At 60.3% G+C, this 16,630-nt stretch carries 18 protein-coding genes; 15 read left to right on the top strand and 3 right to left on the bottom strand.

Annotation, left to right across the window (positions count from 1 at the left end):
• The first annotated feature begins 25 nt into the window (after window positions 1–25).
• The 5 genes from EEB13_RS25425 to EEB13_RS25405 are packed head-to-tail and all read left to right on the top strand — an operon-like array spanning window position 26 to window position 4,456.
• Window positions 26–967: an ABC transporter permease gene (locus EEB13_RS25425; protein WP_033232363.1), complete on the top strand. Its 942-nt coding sequence runs from the start codon at window positions 26–28 to the stop codon at window positions 965–967.
• Window positions 964–1,854, top strand: coding sequence for an ABC transporter permease (locus tag EEB13_RS25420; protein ID WP_080711646.1), 891 nt, complete (start codon window positions 964–966; stop codon window positions 1,852–1,854). The genes EEB13_RS25425 and EEB13_RS25420 overlap by 4 nt, the downstream gene beginning before the upstream one ends.
• Window positions 1,838–2,887: an ABC transporter ATP-binding protein gene (locus tag EEB13_RS25415; protein ID WP_033232362.1), complete on the top strand. Its 1,050-nt coding sequence runs from the start codon at window positions 1,838–1,840 to the stop codon at window positions 2,885–2,887. Before EEB13_RS25420 ends, EEB13_RS25415 begins: the two co-directional genes overlap by 17 nt.
• Window positions 2,884–3,723: an ATP-binding cassette domain-containing protein gene (locus tag EEB13_RS25410; protein ID WP_051730357.1), complete on the top strand. Its 840-nt coding sequence runs from the start codon at window positions 2,884–2,886 to the stop codon at window positions 3,721–3,723. Before EEB13_RS25415 ends, EEB13_RS25410 begins: the two co-directional genes overlap by 4 nt.
• 10 nt (window positions 3,724–3,733) lie before the next feature.
• Window positions 3,734–4,456 carry a hypothetical protein gene (locus tag EEB13_RS25405; RefSeq protein ID WP_141486525.1) on the top strand — a complete coding sequence of 241 codons (723 nt, stop codon included), beginning with the start codon at window positions 3,734–3,736 and terminating at the stop codon, window positions 4,454–4,456.
• Here the strand turns inward: EEB13_RS25405 and EEB13_RS25400 are convergent.
• Window positions 4,450–5,178, bottom strand: a complete 729-nt coding sequence (locus EEB13_RS25400) for an IclR family transcriptional regulator (RefSeq protein ID WP_141486524.1) — start codon at window positions 5,176–5,178, stop codon at window positions 4,450–4,452. The two genes, EEB13_RS25405 and EEB13_RS25400, sit on opposite strands and share 7 nt — an antisense overlap.
• Window positions 5,179–5,301: 123 nt before the next feature.
• Here EEB13_RS25400 and EEB13_RS25395 point away from each other — a divergent pair, with 123 nt between their 5' ends.
• Genes EEB13_RS25395 through EEB13_RS25355 form a run of 9 tightly spaced genes read left to right on the top strand, consistent with a single transcriptional unit; the run spans window position 5,302 to window position 13,564 of the window.
• The gene (locus EEB13_RS25395; RefSeq protein WP_141486523.1) at window positions 5,302–6,057 is read left to right on the top strand and encodes a class II aldolase/adducin family protein; all 756 of its coding nucleotides are present in this window, start codon (window positions 5,302–5,304) and stop codon (window positions 6,055–6,057) included.
• A 45-nt stretch (window positions 6,058–6,102) separates the two neighbouring features.
• Entirely contained in the window at window positions 6,103–7,281 is a 1,179-nt protein-coding gene (locus EEB13_RS25390) for an acyl-CoA dehydrogenase family protein (protein ID WP_033232361.1), read from the top strand.
• A 39-nt stretch (window positions 7,282–7,320) separates the two neighbouring features.
• Entirely contained in the window at window positions 7,321–8,460 is a 1,140-nt protein-coding gene (locus EEB13_RS25385; RefSeq protein ID WP_033232360.1) for an acyl-CoA dehydrogenase family protein, read from the top strand.
• On the top strand, window positions 8,453–9,664 hold the full coding sequence (locus tag EEB13_RS25380) for a CaiB/BaiF CoA transferase family protein (RefSeq protein ID WP_141486522.1): 1,212 nt from the start codon (window positions 8,453–8,455) through the stop codon (window positions 9,662–9,664). Before EEB13_RS25385 ends, EEB13_RS25380 begins: the two co-directional genes overlap by 8 nt.
• Window positions 9,661–10,932, top strand: a complete 1,272-nt coding sequence (locus EEB13_RS25375; protein ID WP_141486521.1) for a CaiB/BaiF CoA transferase family protein — start codon at window positions 9,661–9,663, stop codon at window positions 10,930–10,932. Before EEB13_RS25380 ends, EEB13_RS25375 begins: the two co-directional genes overlap by 4 nt.
• Before the next feature lie 12 nt (window positions 10,933–10,944).
• The gene (locus EEB13_RS25370; RefSeq protein ID WP_141486520.1) at window positions 10,945–11,469 is read left to right on the top strand and encodes a MaoC family dehydratase N-terminal domain-containing protein; all 525 of its coding nucleotides are present in this window, start codon (window positions 10,945–10,947) and stop codon (window positions 11,467–11,469) included.
• 18 nt (window positions 11,470–11,487) lie between these two features.
• Complete coding sequence (locus tag EEB13_RS25365) at window positions 11,488–11,943, top strand: MaoC/PaaZ C-terminal domain-containing protein (protein WP_033232356.1); 456 nt, start codon at window positions 11,488–11,490, stop codon at window positions 11,941–11,943.
• Window positions 11,943–13,145, top strand: coding sequence for a thiolase family protein (locus EEB13_RS25360; RefSeq protein WP_033232354.1), 1,203 nt, complete (start codon window positions 11,943–11,945; stop codon window positions 13,143–13,145). Before EEB13_RS25365 ends, EEB13_RS25360 begins: the two co-directional genes overlap by 1 nt.
• A 2-nt stretch (window positions 13,146–13,147) precedes the next feature.
• Window positions 13,148–13,564, top strand: a complete 417-nt coding sequence (locus tag EEB13_RS25355) for a Zn-ribbon domain-containing OB-fold protein (protein WP_116102305.1) — start codon at window positions 13,148–13,150, stop codon at window positions 13,562–13,564.
• Window positions 13,565–13,615: 51 nt separating this feature from the next.
• Here EEB13_RS25355 and EEB13_RS25350 read toward each other — a convergent pair whose 3' ends face one another.
• Entirely contained in the window at window positions 13,616–14,269 is a 654-nt protein-coding gene (locus tag EEB13_RS25350; protein WP_141486519.1) for a PadR family transcriptional regulator, read from the bottom strand.
• Window positions 14,270–14,437: 168 nt separating this feature from the next.
• On the opposite strand from EEB13_RS25350, the gene EEB13_RS25345 reads away from it, so the two are divergent.
• On the top strand, window positions 14,438–15,910 hold the full coding sequence (locus EEB13_RS25345) for a class I adenylate-forming enzyme family protein (RefSeq protein ID WP_033232349.1): 1,473 nt from the start codon (window positions 14,438–14,440) through the stop codon (window positions 15,908–15,910).
• Window positions 15,911–15,926: 16 nt separating this feature from the next.
• Here EEB13_RS25345 and EEB13_RS25340 read toward each other — a convergent pair whose 3' ends face one another.
• Window positions 15,927–16,607, bottom strand: a complete 681-nt coding sequence (locus EEB13_RS25340; RefSeq protein WP_033232348.1) for a 3'-5' exonuclease — start codon at window positions 16,605–16,607, stop codon at window positions 15,927–15,929.
• Between the last annotated feature and the right edge of the window lie 23 nt (window positions 16,608–16,630).

Genomic DNA, 16,630 nt, shown 5'->3' with positions numbered 1-16,630 from the left:
CTGTAAGCGCCGGTGAGGGGTGCTTATGTTGCGTTACGCGGGGCGACGGCTGCTGGCGGCGGTGCCGCTGTTGTTGATTGTGCCTTTGATGATTTTTCTGTTGATCGATTTGGCGCCGGGGGATCCGGCTGCGATTCTTGCCGGCGATGATCCGACTCCGGAGCGGTTGGCCGAAATCCGGTCGACACTTCACTTGGACGACAACATCTTTCTGCGGTACGTCCGGTGGGTGGGCGGTGTTCTGCAGGGTGATCTGGGTACGTCGTTTCTGTCGAATCAGTCGGTGACGGAGCTGATTTTCCGCCGGATGGCGACGACGTTGTCGCTGGTTGTTTTTGCGATGGTGCTTGCGGTGACGATCGGGTTGATCTTGGGTGTTGTCGCCTCGCTTCGTCCCGGCGGAATTGTCGATCGTCTGGTGAATGTGGTGGCGTCGATTGCGATCGCGATTCCCGCGTTCTGGTTCGGTCTGGTGCTGGTGTCGGTGTTCGCAGTGACCAATCAGATCTTCCCGGCCTTCGGGTATGCGCCACTCTCAGACGGGTTTGTGCCGTGGATTCAGCACCTCATTTTGCCGGGTACTGCGTTGGCGTTGTTGCCTGCGGCGGAGGTGACGTTGCAGCTGCGGTCGTCGCTGGGGCAGGTACTCAAGAGCGACTACATCCTCAACGCGGAGGCGAAGGGTCTCGGGCGCGGACGTGTCGTGTTCAAGCATGGACTCAAGAACGCGTGCATCCCGGTGGTCACGGTGCTCGGTTTCCGTGTCGCGGAAGTGTTGGGCGGGGCGGTGACCATCGAAATCATCTACAGCATGCCGGGGTTGGGCTCCCTGGCCGTGAACAGTGTCCAGAACCACGATATTCCGGTGTTGCTCGGGTTTGTCCTGTTCACCACCGTGGTGGTGGTGCTGGTGAACCTGCTTGTCGACATTTCCTACGGCTACTTCAACCCTAAGGTTCGCGCATGACTGATCCGAAGGTAGTGACCACATCCGAGACGGCGGAGCGGCCTGCGAGGGGCCAAGGCTTGAAGGCTGTTCTGCGTAAGCCTGTGACGATGGTCGCGGGTATTTTCATCCTGCTTCTGGTGATCATGGCGGTGTTCGCTCCAATTCTGGCGCCGCACGATCCGTACGTGCAGGACCTGGTCAACCGATTGCAGCCGCCGAGTGCAAATCATCTGCTCGGCACAGATGATTACGGCCGAGATGTGTTGAGCCGGTTGATCTACGGCGCGCGGATTTCGTTGACGGCGTCGTTGCAGGCGGTGAGTGTGGCGCTGATCCTGGGACTTCCACTCGGTGTCATCGCCGGTTATCGCGGCGGCTGGGTCGATTCGCTGATCACCCGGGTGATGGATGCGTTGATGTCGGCTCCGTCACTGGTGCTGGCGATCACGATCGTCGCGGTCCTCGGTTCGGGAATCACCAACGCGATGCTCGCCATCGGTTTGGTCATGGCGCCCAGGTTTTTCCGGGTTGCGCGGGCGTCGACGATGGATGTGCGGCACGAGACGTACATCGAGGCCGCAATCGCGTTGGGCTGCCGTCCGGGCAGAACCATTATCAGGCATATCCTTCCGAACGTGATGCCGCCGGTGGTGCTGGTCATCTCCGTCTCTCTCGGTGCTGCGGTTGCGGCGGAAGCGAGCCTGAGTTTCCTCGGCCTCGGGGCGAAGGCTCCGGCGGCGAGTTGGGGTTCGATGCTCAGCACCGCGGCGTCGAATATGCAGTTGGCGCCGTACCTGGTGTGGCCTCCCGGCGTGATGATTTTCTTGACGGTCCTGTCCTTCACCTATCTGGGCGACGGTGTTCGCCGATCTTTGCTACGGAGTCGTAATGGTGACAATGACTGATCTGATGCGTAAAGAGCAGTTCGATGCGAGCACTGAACCACTGTTGCGGGTTCGGGATCTGACCATCGAATTCCCCAGCGGTGGAGGCGGTTGGCAGACGACGGTCGAAGGTGTCTCGTTCGACGTCGGTGCCGGCGAGTCGGTGGCGTTGGTCGGTGAGTCCGGATCAGGCAAGACGGTGTCCTCGCTTGCGGTGATGGGTTTGACGCAGGCTACCGGCGGCCGGATTTCGCGGGGTTCCATCGAATTCGACGGTCGTGATCTGACGAAGGTTCCGGAACGGGAGTGGCGCAAGCTCCGCGGTACCGGGATGGGCATGATTTTTCAGCAGCCTATTCGCAGTCTCAATCCGGCCTACACGGTAGGTGATCAGATCGCTGAATCCGTGCGCAAGCACTTGGGTTTGAGCCGCAAGGAAGCAATGGCTCGGGCGGTGGAGATGCTCGAGTTGGTGCAGATTCCCCGGGCGAAGGAGCGGGTAGGCGATTATCCGCACGCGTTCAGTGGTGGCATGTGTCAGCGTGTGATGATCGCGATGGTGATGGCATGCAATCCGCGGTTGCTGATCGCGGACGAGCCGACCACTGCGCTGGATGTGACGGTGCAGGAGAAGATCCTCGATCTGTTGCGGGATTTGCAGGAGCAGACCGGTGTGGCGTTGCTGTTCGTCAGTCACGATCTTGCGGTGGTGGCGGAATTGTGTCAGCGGGTGGTGGTGATGTATGCCGGTGAGATCGCGGAAAACGCTGCGGCAGAAGAAGTGTTCTTCCGTCCCCAGCATCCGTACACGTCGGGTTTGCTGGCTTCGATTCCTCAGCCGGGACTGAATGCGGATCGTCGGCTGCATGCGATCCCGGGCGGGATTCCCGCGGCGGCCGATTGGCCGACAGGATGCCGGTTCTCGCCGCGGTGCCCGCATGTGGCGCCGGGACTGTGCGATGTGGAGCATCCTGCGATGGCGCAGGTTCCGACCGGAGAGGCGCGATGCCTGCGTGTGCAGGACCTCGATCTGCAGGGAGTGAGTGTGCGATGAGTCTTCTCGAAGTGAAGAACGTGTCGAAGTCGTTTGCATCGGGCCGCGATTTTCTGGGCCGTCGCACCAAGTGGTCGCATGCGGTCAAGGACGTCAGTTTCAGTCTCGAAGCCGGTGAATGTCTTGCCGTGGTCGGGGAGTCGGGTGCTGGTAAGTCGACGGTGGGCCGGATTGCCTTGCGGTTGATCGAGCCGGATACCGGTTCGATCACGTTCGATGGCGTTGACGTGCGAGCCGCAAAACCTGCCGAGTTGCGTTCGATGCGCCGCGGTATGCAGATGATTTTCCAGGATCCGCACAGTTCTCTCAATCCGCGGATGACCGTTGTTGATGCTGTGGTGGAACCGCTGATCGTGCATACCGACATGGGTCGGGGTGAGCGTGAGAAGTTGGCGACGGCGATGTTGGACAAGGTGGGGATCGGTTCGCGTTATTTCGGCCGGTATCCGGCGGAGCTTTCCGGTGGTCAGCTTCAGCGTGTTGCTATTGCTCGGGCGTTGACGTTGAATCCGAAGATGATCGTCTGTGATGAACCTGTTGCTGCGCTGGATGTTTCGGTGCGTGCTCAGGTGCTGAACTTGTTGCGGGATCTGCAGGAGGAGTTGGGTCTTGCGTATCTGTTCGTGTGTCATGATTTGGCGTTGATCGAAGTGATCGCCGATCGTGTGCTGGTGATGGCGCGCGGTGAGGTTGTGGAAAGTGGGTCGGTGGAGGACATCTTCCGTCGCCCGCAGCAGGAGTACACCCGAACATTGCTCGACGCTATTCCGGTACCCGTTCCACGATCTGTCCGTGGGCAGGAATTCGAGGGCGTCCGAGCCGAACCTGTCAGTTGAGGAGAATTCGATGACATCGGCACCGATGGCAGTGGCACCCGCACAGTCTCGAACCATATTGCGTACCACGGAGTCCGGCGACTTCCTGATGAGTGACTATCTAGGTGAGCACTCCGACGGTTCGGCAACCGGGGGCTTTCAGGCGTATCTTGTCGGCCAGAAGGCGGAAAAGCTTCGGCCCCACTATCACGAGGTGGATCAGTTTCAGGTAGTTCTCGACGGCAGTGGACGCCTCGGTAGGCACGCCATCGGCGCGGGCACTGTGCATTACAGCGATGCGTACACGGTGTACGGGCCGATCTTCGCCGACGCTCCCGACGGTCTGTCGTACTTCACCCTTCGGCTCGACCCCGCCGCTGGATTGAACTACATGCCGGAATCACGCGTCAAAGGTGAGACGCGAGCCGGCGAACATTTCACCTGTGCGATCGACGACGCCGCAGGAGAGACGGGAAAGCTGGATCTACTGGCCCGTACCAGACGTGGCGCCGCAGCATTCGGTGTTGCGCTCGACCTCGGTGGGGTATTGACCGCCGATGCACTCGCTGAATGTGTGGGTCGGGGGTATGCAGTTGTGTTGTCCGGCAGTGTTGCGTTCGGCGACCGTACATTGCCGTCGGGAAGTCTCATTCCGTTCGTGTCTGCTGTTGCACTGGAGGGGCTTTCGGGACAGTCCGATCGCACGAACCTGGCCCTGGTTGTCTTCGCGACGCTGAGTGAGCCCACTCAGTAGGAGCCGCCGAGTTGATCCGCCGCCGATCGGAGCAGCTCGCCGTACCGCGCGAAGTACTCCTCGGTGAGTCGAGTCGCCGGCCCACTGATCACGATCGCAGCCAGTGGCGATCCCGACGCATCCAGCACCGCTGCGGCGAGGCTGGTTGATCCTTGCTGGACGGCTTCCTCGCTTGCGGCCCATCCACGCCTGCGGATCTCCTGGTACTCGGCATCTGCGAGGAGGAGATCGGGCTGACCCGAGCTGTTCATGCGTTCTTCCTGCGACTGGTACGCGTGGATGACCCGTCCCGCTGCACTTGTCTCGGGTACGTGTATCTCCCCGGGCTTCAGGCCTGTCCGAACCATGTGGGTACCTTCAACCACCCCGAGGACGATCATGTGTTCTTCCTCCGCGACAGCGAGATGTACTGTCTCGCCGGTTGTATCCCGAATCTTGGTCATGACGGGTTGTGCTCGGGCAGCCAGCGACGAGCCGTTGTAGACCTGTCCGGCTACGACAACACAACGGGTGGAGAGCTCCCAGCGGGGTGGAGCCTCGCCGACAGGGTGGATCCATTGCGCTTCATGGAGGGTTGCCAGGGTGCGTTGCATGGCGCTTTTGTCGACCTCGAGTAGCCGTGAAAGCGCGGTCAAGCCGATTGGCTGATGGGCAGCAATGGCTTCGATGACGCGGAGTCCGCGCGTGAGTCCACTGATTGTCTTGACTGCGATCTGAATCACCCCTACTCTGATTAAAGAATTGATACACAGTATCACATAGAGATACTTGCCGTGAAGGCGATCTTCCTGAAAGTTCGCACTTTCCTTCCCGCTGGCGGTCCAGTGCACTACCGAGAGGTTGCTGTGAAGAAGTTCAAACCCAGTGTCGATCAATTGATCCCGAACCTGACGCCGGCGGAGGAGATAGTTCTGCTTGCACGCGCCCTGTGGGCGGAGGGATACCGGGATCATCTCGCCGGGCATATCACGTACAACCTCGGTGACGGCACCATGCTGTGCAACCCGTGGCTGCTCACCTGGGAGGAGATCCTCCCCGCCGACATCATTCGCATCGACATCGACGGCAATGTCCTACAGGGTGATTGGCCTGTCCCACTGGGAATTCCTCTGCACCTTGCGCTTCACCGAGCACGTCCCGATGTCGGCATTGCGCTACACAATCATTCGGAGTTCGGAACGGTCTGGGCTGATCTGGGCGAGGTTCCACCCGCTTACGATCAGAGTTCCAGCCTCGGCGGCGGCGAGGTAGTGCTGGTCGACGAGTACGACGGCGGCGTCGACAACATGGAGGCAGCCGAGGCCGCGATCCGGTCGATCGGGCCCGCTGATCGCGCACTCCTGGCAGGACATGGCGTTTTTGTCACCGGAAGTACCGCCGCAGCAGTCTATTTGCGGGCGGTCGCTCTCGAACAACGTTGTAAGAATGCCTGGATGATCCGGGTGGCCGGTGGACCGGAGAAGACAGCTCTGCCCGACTGGTGGCTCGATCGAATGGCCGGTAGTGACGGAAACAGCTACCACGGCTTCTGGGAGGCTGCGGTGCGCGCTGCGTTGCGCTCGGATCCTGAACTGGCCGAGAGCCTTCAGGCCTCCCAATGAACAACCAAGGCTCTGCGGCCATCAGCCACTCCGGAACGGATACCCATGGATTTTGAACTAGACGCAGATCAGCGAGCGTGGCGAGAGGAGATACGCACGTTCCTTCGCGACAATGTCACACCGGAACTGCGCGCGGAGATGGCCGAGCACGATCTCGAGTTCATCGGCGGCGAGCTCACGGCCTTTCGCCGGAAGATCGGGGCAAAAGGGTGGTTCGGGCTCAATTGGCCCAAGGAGTTCGGTGGGCTTGGTCTCGGTGCGGTGTATCAGCATCTTCTGGTCAGCGAATTCGAGTACTGGGGCGTGCCGGGACCGGACTTGACCGTTACGTCGGTGGCTCCGATGATCATGCGCCACGGCACGCAACAGAACCGGGAAGAATTCCTGCCGCCCATTGCACGCGGTGAACTGACCTGCGCCGTCGGTTATTCCGAACCCAATGCCGGAACAGACCTTGCGAGTCTGAAAACCCGGGCGGTGCGTGAGGGTGACGAGTGGGTGATCAACGGTTCCAAGATCTGGAACAGTATGGCGCAGCGCGTCACTCACGAATGGCTGTGTGTTCGCACCAATACCGAGGTGCCCAAACACAAGGGTATCTCGGTGATCATCGTGCCGATCGACGCTCCCGGTGTTGTGATTCGTCCGATCACCGCGTGGTCCGGATATCGAACCAACGAGACGTTCTTCGACAACGTCCGTGTTCCAGCGACCAACCTGATCGGTGAAGTCGACAAGGGATGGAAGTACATCACCGGTGCACTGGATCTCGAACGTGGTGCCCTCACGAATGCAGGCGACCTGCGCAGAGCCGTCGACGATCTGTTGATTCTCGCGCGGGAGATCCGAGAAGACGGAACACGTCCGCTCGACAACGCAGATGTACGACGCAAGCTCGCTCAGTTGGATGCGGATGTCGAACTCGCGCAGCTCATGGGATTCGAGGCGTCGTCGCTGCTGGAAAGTGGAACCATTCCGTCGGTGCTCGTCAGCGTCGAGAAGATTTTCTCCAGTGAACTCAGACAACGGATTGCCGATGTCGGCACGGCGATGCTCGGTCCGGCAGGTTTGATCGCGGGATCGGACCCTCACGCAGTGATGGCAGGAAAATTCGAGCGACTGTACCGCGCCGCGCCACTGCTGCGATTCGGTGCCGGAGCCAACGAAGTTCTGCGAGATGTTATCGCCCAGCGCGGGCACTCTCTACCGAGTTACGGACGCTGACATGATTCCGACCTTCCTTGACGGCGTAGGAGTTTGCCGATGAAACTTGTTGCTAACCAAGACCAACTCGATCTGCAGGCAATGTCGGCTGCCGTCCTGGCCAAACAATGCCCGATCAGTGTGGTACGAGAACTGGCAGAGCCGATGTCCGAAAGCAGCCCGGACAAACTGATGACGGCGCTTGCCGAGGTTGGTGTACTTGGCCTGGCGATCGATGAAGAATACGGCGGCGGTGGAGCCAGCCTGTACGAACTCGGTGTGTTCTTTCGGGAGGCCGGTCGGGTTCTCTGCCCGTCGATTGTCTACAGCACACTGCAATTCGGTATTGCCGTCGGGCGACTGGCTACGTCGGAACAACGCAGGCGTTATCTGCCTGCGCTGGCCGAAGGTCGCCTTCGCGCCGGCGTTGCCGCCTGGAATCCCGGGGACGCCGGCGATATTCGACCCACTCTGACCGCAACACCAGCTCCGGGTGGGTGGCTGCTCAACGGAACCCTGCCATTTGCCGTGAACGCCTCGATGTCCGACGTGGTTCTCGTGACCGCTCGCACATCGGTGTTTGCCGAACCGGAACGGTTGATCTGCGCCTTCGTCGAGCCGACAGCCGAAGGTTGGAATGCCGTCCCATTGTCGAACATGTCCGGAGAGAGGCTATCTCGCGTCGAACTTGTCGACGTGTTCGCCTCGGACGCGGCCGTTTCTCTCGGGGGCAGCGGAAATGGGCTGAGCGCCGACGATCTTCGGTGGGTCGCCAATGCGGCAGTGGCGCTTCAATGCATGGAGATGGCAGGCGGCGGCGCCGCAGTTCTGGATCGCACTGTCGACTACATTGCCCAGCGCGAGCAGTTCGGGCGTCCGATCGGTAGTTTCCAAGCCGCACAACACATTGTCGCGGACATGCACATCGCGCTCGAAGGTGCCCGCTTGGCTGCCGCGCACGCGGTGTGGTGGGTGGCTCGCGGTGAATCCGCCACCCGTGCGGTCGCGATTGCAAAAATGCAGTGCAACGAGGCCTACAAGCGTGCGACCCTGGATGCACATCAATTGCACGGTGGTATGGGATACGTCCTCGAGACTGATTTGCACCTGTGGTCTGAGCGGGCGAAGGTCACGGAAATCCGATACGGCACAGCAGATATTGCGGCGGGTTGGCTGCAGAAGGAGCTGAACCTTGCCTAGCGAAGCGAAACCCGGACCGCGGCAGGCACTTCAGGATCTTCGGATCGTGGATTTGTCGAGGTGGGTGGCAGGAGAATACGCAACAAAGATGTTCGCAGATTTTGGTGCGGACGTTGTCAAAGTCGAAAAGCCGGAGACGGGCAGCTTGACGCGGGCGTGGGGACCGTTCCCCGGCGACGTTCCGAACGTCGAGCGAAGCGCACTCTTCCTGCATCTGAACACCAACAAGAAATCGCTTGTCCTCGACTTGACCTCGGATTCCGATCGGGAGGTTCTCCTGAACCTCGTGGACACGGCGGACGCGGTGGTGGAGTCCTTCCGTCCCGGCCAGCTGGAGAAATTGGGCCTGGGACCGGAAGTGCTGCACGCGCGCAACCCATCGCTGGTGATCACGCGGATCAGTGCTTTCGGCCAGACCGGACCGTACCGGGATCGTGAAGCGAGCGGCCTGGTCCTTCAGGCTGCCGGTGGCCCGATGAACGCAACTGGTGCGGCTGATCGTGCGCCGTTGCGTAAACCGGGAATGCTCGAGCACTACACGATCGGCCGTACCGCCGGCGAAGCCACGATGGCGGGAATCTTCAGCGCCAAGCGCACAGGAGAAGGTTCCGTGATCGACGTGTCCGGGCAGGAGGTTCTGCTCGCCGGCGCCGACCGGCGAGCGTCGTACCTCGTTTCGGCAGCGTATTCCGGCATGAATGCTCCACGCGGAGTGCGAAGCCCGCACCGGCACGGCGCGACGTTCACCGGACCGTTCCGGGCCAAGGACGGATTTGTGATGCTGTACGTGACCAATCAGGCTTTCTGGAATCGGTTGGTCGACATAGTCGGCGAGCACGACGACGCGTTCCATACGCGGTACCACGGGCGCGAGACGATCATGGGAAGGGATCGTGACGAGTTCATGGAATATGTCACCGAGTGGTTCGCGCAGCGGCCCAAAGTCGCCATCATGGAACAGTGCGAGGCGGCACGTATTCCCGTCACGGCGTATCTCGACGTCTCGGAATTGTTGAGTCACGATCACTTTCGTAGCCGAGGCGCATTTGTCAGCGGTACACATCCGGTTGCGGGCACGTTGGAGTACACGGGTGCGCCGTGGCGGATGGCCAATGGGTACCAGTTGCGTCATACCGCACCAACTCTCGACCAGCACGGCCCACAGATCCGTGAGTCACTGACACAAACAGGGGAGCGAGTATGAGTTATCCGCTCGAAGGGATTCGTGTTGTCGACCTGACGGTTGTGTGGTCCGGCCCCGGAGCGACAGCGATGCTGGGGGACTTGGGCGCAGAAGTGATACGTGTGGAGGGGAACAACCGCGTCAGCCGACAAGTTTCGGCAAAGACAACGAAGGAATCGATCGCGCAGACCGGGTATCACGGCGGCACCTATCCGGAGAAGGATCCCGGCGAGCGACCGTACGACCGCACAGCTCTCTTCAACTGGCATTCCCGGAACAAACTGTCGGCGTGCATGAATCTCGATACCGCTGAGGGACACGCAGCTGTGATCGAACTGATCAAAGTCAGTGATGTTCTGGTGGAGAACAATTCCAACGGAACTCTCGAGAAGTTGGGGCTTGGGCACGAGCGTTTGCTCGCACTCAACCCTCGATTGATCGTCGCTCGCATGCCACCCCTCGGAATGGCCGGACCGATGAGTGACTATCTCGGTTACGGCCCCAATTTCAACTCGCTGGTGGGGATTGCCGCGATGGACGGTTACGAGGGTGAGGAAGCCGACTCGGCCGGCGAGAACTACCACATGGACGAGGCAGCTCCGGCAGGTTTGGCCTTTGCGGTGATGGCCGCGCTGTTGGACCGCGAGCACACCGGCGTTGGGGGACTTGTCGAGTTTGCGCAGGCGGAGAACGTCATGGCGGAGATCGGGGAGTTCGTGCTCGACGCGCAGGTGAACGGGAGAGTTCCGGAGATCCTCGGCAACTCCGATCCTCATGTGCTACAGGATGTTTACCTCAGTGCGGATGAGGATCGGTGGGTGGCGATATCCGTTCGCAGCGATCGCGAGTGGACGGCATTGGCCTCGGTAATCGGCGGGGACGAACTTGCCGAAATGGGCGCCGATACAGTCGCCAGACGGACAAACTCCGCGTCGATCAGGGATCGAATTGCGAGGTGGGCCCGCTCGATGTCGGCTTCCGAGGTTGTTTCGGTGTTGCAGGAGTGTGCCGTTCCCGCAGGTGAAGTGATGAGCGAAACCGGATTGCTCGAAGACCGTCATCTGCGCGAGCGTGACTGGTTCCAGGAGCGGTCACATCCGTCGGTGGGAACCTATCGGTATCCAGGACATCCCTGGCGGGTAGAGGGATTCGATCTGGCATTCGGACGGGTACTCCCAGGGTTCGGTGAAGACAACGAGTACGTCTACAAGAAGATCCTCGGCTATTCCGATGAGAAGTATGCCGAACTCGAGAATTCCGGACTGGTCACCGACCATCAAATAGCGTGAGAGAGAAAGAACATGACTGAAAACGTAGCCGTGATTCCGGATTCGGAATCTCTGATCCCCGACAGTGTTGCCGAGCGTGTCGGGGAGGTGGTCTCCCAGGCGAGCGGAGCTGTGGTCGCGCGGGACTGGCAACGGTGGGCTGTGGCCGTCGGCGAAACCAACCCGGTGTACTTCGACAGCAAGTATGCCCGTGAGCACGGCTATCGCGATATTGTCGCTCCGCCGCTGTATTTGCAGTACGCGATTCTCGGGGTGACGCCGATACCGGAACTTCGGGTAGACGGCTCATCCGGTGCTGCCTCCGGGAATCTTGTTTTCCCGTTGTGCCCCAAGCGAATGGCAGGTGGCGAGAACACTACCTTTCTTCGGTCGGCCTACGACGGAGATGTGATCACCAGTGTGCGCGTCGTGGATTCGGTGGTTGAGAAGCGCGGTCGGTCCGGCCGATTCGTCCTGGTGACGTGGAAGACCACGTATACCAATCAGAACGACGAGGTTGTTGCCGAAGCGACCACCTCGATGATCGCCCGACCGTAGCGCGAGGAGTTGAAAGTTATGTCAACACAAGTATATTTCGATGATATCAACACCGGCGACACGATTCCGGTGTTGGCTGTCAGTGTCACTGCACTGCAGATGTTCCTCTTCAGCGCAGCGACGTACAACGGGCACCGCATTCACTACGACCGGAGTTGGGCTGTCGACGTCGAGGGCTATCAGGACGTCGTTGTACAGGGCCCGCTTCAGGCGGCGCTTCTGGCGCGCGTTGTCACCGACTGGATCGGTGGCGGGGGATCGTTGGTGAACTTCTCGGCCTCGAACCGGGCTGTGGCCTTTCCCGGCGAGCCGTTGGAATTCACGGGGACAGTGACCGGTAAACGCGACGAGAACGGTAGAGCGCTGGTCGATTTGGAACTTGCCGGAGTGCGGGGTGGTGAGGTGCTGATGCCGGGAACGGCCACCGTGCTGCTGCCACGCCGTGACAGTGCTGTCTCCGCCGGAGCGTCCTGATGGCGGGACTGCGCGGTGAGGCCGCCATCGTCGGGTTCTGTGAATTGCCCGCCCAGCGCAAGCAGACCCGTCCTGAGTTGTTCACCATCGAGCAGTGGGCAATGCTCTCGAAGCTGGCAATCGAGGATGCGGGTCTGAAGGCGTCGCAGATCAATGGTCTTGTCACGCATGGTATTGCGGAATCCGATATGTTTGCCCCGGCCACGTTGTCCGAGTATCTCGGGATTCCCTTGAACTTCGGTGAGCGAGTAGACCTCGGCGGCGCAACGGCGGCAGGGATGGTGTGGCGAGCTGCCGCAGCCGTCGAACTCGGTATCTGCGACGCGGTACTGGTCATTGTTCCTGGGTCGTTCATGACACCGAAGTCGCAGATTCAGCCCGCTGTGGATCCAGGGTATCTCGGTGCCTCGAGTGGCAAGTTCGGTTCTCCTCAAGCCGAATTCGAAATTCCGTACGGTAATCTCGGCCAGAACGCGCCGTACGCCCAGATCGCTCGGCGGTATGCGTCGGAATTCGGGTACGACGACCGTGCCACCGCCAAGATCGCGGTGGACCAGCGAACCAACGCCTGCAGTACTCCCGGTGCGGTGTTCCATGGAAAGCCGATCACGATCGACGACGTTCTGGCGAGTCCGATGATCGCCGATCCCATTCGGATGCTCGAGGTTGTGATGCGGGTGCAAGGTGGAGCAGGCATTGTCGTGGCGAACGCTGACATCGCGCGTCGCGGTCGCAACAGGCCGGTCTGGGTCAAGGGGTTTGGCGAACACCTGTCGTTCAAGACACCGACCTATGCAGAAGACATGGTGCGCACCCCGATTGCGAAGGCTGCGGACACGGCATTCGACATGGCGGGTATCTCACGCTCGGCAATCGATGTCGCGTCGATCTACGACTGTTACACGATCACGGTGGTGATGAGCCTCGAAGATGCGGGCTTCTGTGAGAAGGGGAAGGGTATGGAGTTCGTGTCGTCGAGAGACCTGACCTTCCGAGGGGACTTCCCGTTGAATACCGCCGGCGGCCAATTATCCTACGGGCAAGCAGGAATGGCGGGCGGGATGCACCACGTATGCGACGGCGTACGTCAGGTGATGGGCCGATCCGGGGCGGCGCAGGTTGCCGACTGCAATACCGCTTTCGTGACCGGGAACGGCGGCATCATGAGTGAGCAAGTCGCACTGATACTCCAGGGAGATTAGGGATGTCGAACGAAAAGCCGTTTCCGGAACCGACGCCGGTGTCCGCACCGTTCTGGAATGCTTTGCGAGAAAGCAAGATAAAGATTCAGTACTCGCCGTCATCGGACGAATTTGTCTTCTATCCGAGATTGCTGGCTCCGCGCACGTTGGCCGACGACCTCGAGTGGCGTGAAATCAGTGGATTGGGCACGCTCTACACCTATACGGTGGCTGACCGTCCCACAGCACCGCCGTGGTCGGATGCGTTGCCGCAGATGTTGGCGGTGGTGCAGTGGGACGAGGGGCCGCGGTTCAGTACCGAACTGGTCGATGTCGGCGATCTGGAACTGACTGTCGGTATGCGCGTAGAACCCGTGTTCTGCGACTATCCGGATCGAGACATCACGCTGCTGAGATACCGCCCTGTATCGCACTGCTGAGATATCGGCCTCGAGCGCTCTGACACCTTCAGTATCAGAGCGATACGAGCATTAGTCTTCGTGTTTGCGGAGCTCGTCCGGGGTACGGGGTTCAGGCTTCTTCCGGCGTGCTTTGCCGGCGCTGGATTTGTCGGATCCGAGTCGAGAAATGTTCTCCAACATCCAGTTTGCGCGGTCACGCTCTGATTCGTAGTACATCTCGGACCATCGCAGCACCAGTTCGGGATATGCCCATCCAGCTTCTTCGGACGCGCCTTCGGCGTCGGCAATTGCGCGGATGCGCATCTTCTCGGACTGGTCGCGATGTTCGGTGAGTGCCGATTGCAGTTTGTCAGGGTCGGCCAGATGGCCGAGCCACATCCTGAGCATTACGCCGTGTTTGAGCACTGCGGGTTCGACCGGCGATTCGTTTGCCCACGTCGCTACCGCGTCGGTTCCGGCCGGAGTGATCGCGTACAGGCGCTTACTCTTGACGTCGTTTGTGCTCACCACGCGGGACGTGGCAAAGCCGTGCGCCTCGAGATTACGCAGTTCGCTGTAGATCTGACTGTACGACGGTGCCCAGTAGAAGAATCGCAGGCTCCAGTCGGCCCATTTCTTGAGGTCGTAACCGGAGAGTTCGGATCCGAAGGACAGCAGACCCAGGACGGCCCAACTTGTCGGTCGCAGAGTGGGCGCGTCTGCAGGTGTTTTGTCCTTTGCCATAGTCGAAAGATTACCTGGCGGTAGACCTAAAGAGAGTATTTCGGTTAGAAATATGCTGGCAATATGTCGTAGAAGGTGCCTGTGAACAGCTGTCTGCGTGCCGCTCCCGTAGGACCACTGAGCGGGAGAGGCGTCAAGCCTACGTCGGCCGAGTGTTTCAATGCAGATATGCCGCGTGATCTTTTGGTATCGACGCTCGACGCGCTCTGTGTGGATTTGGCACACCGGTGCGGAGACCGGGTGGCATTGCTCGACGGCTGCCAGGAGATCACCTACGGCGAACTGACCGATCAGGCACTGCGAGTGGCCGCTGTTCTGGCAGATTCCGGTGTGCGACCGGGTGCACGGGTGGTCCTCAGCGGCCGGAATACCACCGACTGGGTCTGTATCGCACTCGGGATACTGTGCGCTGGGGCAACCGTTGTTCCGGTGGGCCACGGTGTCAGTGGTCCCGAATATTCACGGATCCTTGATGTCACCGAACCGGCGCTCGTAGTCGACCAACCACGGATCGCCGACATCATGGCAGCCGCCAGAACTACCGCCCCTCACCCGGATAGACCGGCAGCGGGGCCCGACGACATCGCGGTGATTCTCTCGACCTCCGGCTCGACCGGGGTGTCCAAGCAAGTTCCCATGACCCACGGACAGCTGTCGCGGTTGTACTCGGCAGTGGCAGACCGGCTCGAGCTGACCAGTGCGGATCGAGTGATCGGTGCCGTCCCGTTTGCACATTCGTTCGGTTTCAACGGTGTGCTGCTGACCGCAATGTGCGCCGGTGCCTCGGTGCGCGTCGTCGAACACTACGACAGAGCCGACCTTGCCGATGTGATCGTCCGTGACCGCGTCAGCGTGGTGATGGGGCCGCCGACCATCCTCTTCGATCTGGTCGGCAGTGGCCGCGACGACATCGGGTTGGTATGCAGAATGGCGGTGAGCGGCGGTTCCGAAGTACCGCTCGACCGCATGCGCGGAGCCTGCCGTGAACTCGGAATCGTGAATATGGTTGTCGGCTACGGGCTTACCGAAGCCTGTGGAACCGTCGCCATGGGCAGTATCACCGAAGGCGAATCGGGTTCGCTCGCGATGTTGACCCCCGTCGACGGACTCGAAATTCGGATTGTCGACGACTACGGCTATCCGCTTCCCCCCGACGAGGACGGCCACGTTCTCTGCTCCGGGTACAACATCATGCACGGATATCTGCGAGGGGTAGACGATCCGGAATCAACGCCCGACGACGCAGTAGACGGTGACGGTTGGTTGCGAACCGGCGACATCGGTTGGTCGGACGACGAGGGGCACCTGTATATCGTCTCGCGGGCAAAAGACACGGTGATCGTCAGCGGCTTCAACGTCTACCCGCAAGAAGTGGAGACGGTATTGATGGATCACCCGTTGATCCTCGAAGTCGCGGTGATCGGCGTGGCCGACCAACGGCAAGGCCAACGGCTGGTTGCCTGCATCATTCCGGTCCACGGATACTCCGTCGATTCCGAGGATCTGATCGATTTCTGCAAGGAACGGTTAAGTGCCTACAAGGTGCCGCGCATCTTTGTCGAGCTGGAGATGTTCCCGACAACGCACACCGGCAAACGATCACGAGAAGAACTACGCAAGCAGGTTTCGCAGAGATTGTGACCTGTCCGCACAGGTGTCAAGCTACGAAATGAATAGGCCACTGGCCGTTCACATCTGACACGTCTTTCCCTTGACTGCTCAGAAACTCGGCAAAATCCCGTTGACGTTCGGCGTGCCACTGTGCCTGATCGACCATGAGATCAAGATCGTTGATCTCCGGAAAACGCAGTGCTAGTTCTCGTGCCAGAGCTGCCGCGGCCATCGCGTCGGCCTCTGCCTCGTGCGCGGATTCGAGTGTAATTCCGTAGAACTCGCAGACCGCAGACAACGTTCGTTTTCCCTTGCGGAACTTGTCCATCGCGCGATCGATCACGTAGGGATCGACAACCAAGCCGGGAACCAGCGCCGGTTTGCCGATTCGTAGGCCTTCGGAGTGCATGACCGTGAGGTCGTAGGACGCGTTGAACGCAACAACCGAATGATCACGTGCCCACGAATTGTGGAGAGCCTCACGGATCTCCTCGTAGCCCTCGGCGTAGTCCTGACCGTGCTCAGCCGCATATTCGGTGGTGATGCCGTGAATAGCGATGGCACCGGCCGGAATATCGACGCCCGGGTCGAGTAACCACGTGCGCGTTTCCACACTCGAGCCATCCACGACGGCAACACACGCGCTGACGATCCGGGCTGTGGATGGATCGCGCCCCGTGGTCTCGAGGTCGAACGCGCAGATCGGGCGATCGGACCAGTTGTTCATCGGGGGCCTTTCGGTGTTCAAGT

The sequence above is a fragment of the Rhodococcus sp. WS3 genome (genome assembly GCF_003797085.1).
In the GTDB taxonomy this organism is placed as follows: Bacteria; Actinomycetota; Actinomycetes; order Mycobacteriales; family Mycobacteriaceae; genus Rhodococcus_F; species Rhodococcus_F globerula.
The sequence above is the reverse complement of the archived record's forward strand: the minus strand, read 5'-3'. Positions and strand labels throughout refer to the sequence as shown.

What these genes read in the sequence shown, in the direction of transcription:
- EEB13_RS25425 (WP_033232363.1), top strand. Translation starts at nt 26, where the DNA reads ATGTTGCGTTACGCGGGGCGACGGCTGCTGGCGGCGGTGCCGCTGTTG.
- EEB13_RS25420 (WP_080711646.1), top strand. Translation starts at nt 964, where the DNA reads ATGACTGATCCGAAGGTAGTGACCACATCCGAGACGGCGGAGCGGCCT.
- EEB13_RS25415 (WP_033232362.1), top strand. Translation starts at nt 1,838, where the DNA reads ATGGTGACAATGACTGATCTGATGCGTAAAGAGCAGTTCGATGCGAGC.
- EEB13_RS25410 (WP_051730357.1), top strand. Translation starts at nt 2,884, where the DNA reads ATGAGTCTTCTCGAAGTGAAGAACGTGTCGAAGTCGTTTGCATCGGGC.
- EEB13_RS25405 (WP_141486525.1), top strand. Translation starts at nt 3,734, where the DNA reads ATGACATCGGCACCGATGGCAGTGGCACCCGCACAGTCTCGAACCATA.
- EEB13_RS25390 (WP_033232361.1), top strand. Translation starts at nt 6,103, where the DNA reads ATGGATTTTGAACTAGACGCAGATCAGCGAGCGTGGCGAGAGGAGATA.
- EEB13_RS25385 (WP_033232360.1), top strand. Translation starts at nt 7,321, where the DNA reads ATGAAACTTGTTGCTAACCAAGACCAACTCGATCTGCAGGCAATGTCG.
- EEB13_RS25375 (WP_141486521.1), top strand. Translation starts at nt 9,661, where the DNA reads ATGAGTTATCCGCTCGAAGGGATTCGTGTTGTCGACCTGACGGTTGTG.
- EEB13_RS25370 (WP_141486520.1), top strand. Translation starts at nt 10,945, where the DNA reads ATGACTGAAAACGTAGCCGTGATTCCGGATTCGGAATCTCTGATCCCC.
- EEB13_RS25365 (WP_033232356.1), top strand. Translation starts at nt 11,488, where the DNA reads ATGTCAACACAAGTATATTTCGATGATATCAACACCGGCGACACGATT.
- EEB13_RS25360 (WP_033232354.1), top strand. Translation starts at nt 11,943, where the DNA reads ATGGCGGGACTGCGCGGTGAGGCCGCCATCGTCGGGTTCTGTGAATTG.
- EEB13_RS25355 (WP_116102305.1), top strand. Translation starts at nt 13,148, where the DNA reads ATGTCGAACGAAAAGCCGTTTCCGGAACCGACGCCGGTGTCCGCACCG.
- EEB13_RS25350 (WP_141486519.1), bottom strand. Translation starts at nt 14,269, where the DNA reads ATGGCAAAGGACAAAACACCTGCAGACGCGCCCACTCTGCGACCGACA.
- EEB13_RS25345 (WP_033232349.1), top strand. Translation starts at nt 14,438, where the DNA reads ATGCCGCGTGATCTTTTGGTATCGACGCTCGACGCGCTCTGTGTGGAT.
- EEB13_RS25340 (WP_033232348.1), bottom strand. Translation starts at nt 16,607, where the DNA reads ATGAACAACTGGTCCGATCGCCCGATCTGCGCGTTCGACCTCGAGACC.